This window comes from Nonomuraea candida, from assembly GCF_000725485.1.
In the GTDB taxonomy this organism is placed as follows: domain Bacteria; phylum Actinomycetota; class Actinomycetes; order Streptosporangiales; family Streptosporangiaceae; genus Nonomuraea; species Nonomuraea candida.
This window is the reverse complement of record NZ_JOAG01000112.1, coordinates 1-2,080: the sequence shown is the minus strand read 5'-3', so window position 1 is coordinate 2,080 and position 2,080 is coordinate 1. Positions and strand designations below refer to the sequence as shown.

The following is a 2,080-nucleotide window of genomic DNA, read 5'->3' as shown; positions in this document are numbered from 1 at the left end:
CCTTCTTGGTCCGTGAGCCTGCGGACCTTGACCGGTTGCGTCACCGGGCCTCCCGACTGCCGATCGAACGTGATCAGCACCATCCAACCGGCAGGACCGCCTTACGCGCCAACCCGGTGATCATTTCCGGTCAAAGCACTAGGCAGTGATCCGAAGGTGTCGTTGCGCGTGCGGTCATCGGGGTCTCCGTGAGCATCTGTCCGGTTGTTGTGCCATCGACGCTAGGACCTTCACGATCAGCGGCTCAACGAGTGTGGCGAAGTGTGGCACACGACTTCATTGCACGTCGGTAAGCGCGTTCGTGATGAGGGCGCGAGCGGCCTTGCCGGTCACGGACATGCTGGCCAGCAGCTCGAACTCACGGCGGTATTGTGCGATTTCTGAGGCGGCGGTGATGTTGATGGCCGCCGTCAGAAGTTCGATGCGAACATCGGTTTGGTCGTAGATATTGAAGTTGCCGAGTGGGTGCGTCTTCCGTGGCGTCGCAAAGGGGATCACCATCAACGAGACGGCAGGCAAGGCCATGACTGATAGAAGATAGCCGAGTTGTCCCGCCATGATCGCGGCATCGCCGATCTGGTAACGCAGGATGGCCTCTTCCAAGACGAAAGCGAAGCGGTGGCCACCTTCCCGAAGCAGTCGCGCTCGCTTCATGCGCGCTGCGACGGCAGCCTCTACGTCGTTGGGGACGTTGTTACGTTTCGCTACCGCCGACAGGATCGCGGCGGCGTACTCGGGCGTCTGGAGCAGGCCGGGGACGACTTGCGAGGCATAGCTGCGGAACTCTCGCGTCTGCTCGAAGACCGCAGTGCGCTGCTCCTGGAGCCGTCTCAGGCCGGTGCGCTGGAGGCGCTTCCATTCCTGATACATGCCTGTCACGGTCCGCAGGGTGGCAAGCATGTCCTCCGTCTGGTCCTCGGCGTGGCAGACACGACACCATGTGCGGATGTCGGTGATGGACGGCGGACGCGCCGCATGCTCGATCTTGGAGACCTTGGTGCGCTCCCAGCCCGCTGCCCTGGCCAGCGCTACGGCCGTCAGCTCTGCGTCTTCCCGCAGCTCACGGAGCCGCTTGGCGAGGGCCTGGCGAGCTTCCTGGATGGAGGATGAGGGCGAGGTTGGCACGGTGGTGCGGGTGCTTGCTGCGTACTAGACCGGTTTGTACTCCGCGTGATCGATCGCGCGTTCCCACACCGCCTCGAAGGCCGACAGGCAGAGGCGGATGACGGAGGGCTCCTCCCGCAGTTCCTTAGCGGTGATCAAGCCGTCGCCGGAAAAGTGGCCGAATCTCACGAGATGATCGTCGAACACCCAGAAGTCGTTGCCGGGCAAGCACAAGTCAGATGCCTGGCTGCGTGGGAGCCAGCGCACCAGTTCTCCCGCAGCGATGTTCATGGAGTCGGTCACCGAGTGCTCGAAACGTATGTAGTCGCTGATCGGCTCGGAGACGATCCGTGCACGACGAACTACGACACCCCGGGCGATCGCACCGCCTATGACCGCATGCCAGTTGCGTTCCCGCTCCGTGCGGTCGTAGGGCGGGCCGCCCTGGAACGCGATGAACGACGGATCATCCGGGGTGTAGGTGTCCCGCATCTCCAGGTGCACAGCGCTACGGGACACACCCGCGAGCAGCTCAGGGAACGGCGGGATCGTCTTCGAGGTCACGCAGCGCCTCCAGGATGAGCTTCCTCATGCGAGCCGGCATGATTACGGCCGTCTCGCTGGCCTTCGGTCCTGTATGTGCCTTGATGGCGGCCAGGTCGTCGGCGTCGGTGATCGTCTCCCCTATGAAGGCAAGATTGCCCGTCTCCTCGTCCACATGCAGGGCGGGGCAGTCATCGCCGTCAGTGTCGGGATCGATCGCAAGGAAGCGTAGCCGCATGATGCCCTCCGCGTGCCGATGTGTGCCGGACTGTGGCGCACTTGCGAGCTTCCGCCGACGGGTGATGACCGTCAAGGTGCGGCAAGGTAAAGGATGGAGCAATGCTTGAGACCTGTGGATCGGTCGGGAAGGGGTGCACCTTCCCGATGATCATGCGAGTTCTCAAGACATGACCGACGCGCCAACGTCGGTCGG

Annotated in this window: 3 protein-coding genes; all 3 read right to left on the bottom strand. The window is 63.2% G+C overall.

Going from position 1 to position 2,080, the window contains the following annotated elements:
- Positions 1 to 276: 276 nt before the first annotated feature.
- Genes IO39_RS43235 through IO39_RS43225 form a run of 3 tightly spaced genes read right to left on the bottom strand, consistent with a single transcriptional unit; the run spans position 277 to position 1,960 of the window.
- The gene (locus IO39_RS43235; RefSeq protein ID WP_043637511.1) at positions 277 to 1,125 is read right to left on the bottom strand and encodes a helix-turn-helix domain-containing protein; all 849 of its coding nucleotides are present in this window, start codon (positions 1,123 to 1,125) and stop codon (positions 277 to 279) included.
- A 24-nt stretch (positions 1,126 to 1,149) separates the two neighbouring features.
- Entirely contained in the window at positions 1,150 to 1,668 is a 519-nt protein-coding gene (locus IO39_RS43230) for a DUF6879 family protein (RefSeq protein ID WP_245642602.1), read from the bottom strand.
- A complete protein-coding gene (locus IO39_RS43225) occupies positions 1,637 to 1,960 on the bottom strand; it encodes a hypothetical protein (protein WP_157549820.1) in 324 nt (107 codons plus the stop codon). Before IO39_RS43225 ends, IO39_RS43230 begins: the two co-directional genes overlap by 32 nt.
- Positions 1,961 to 2,080 lie beyond the last annotated feature (120 nt).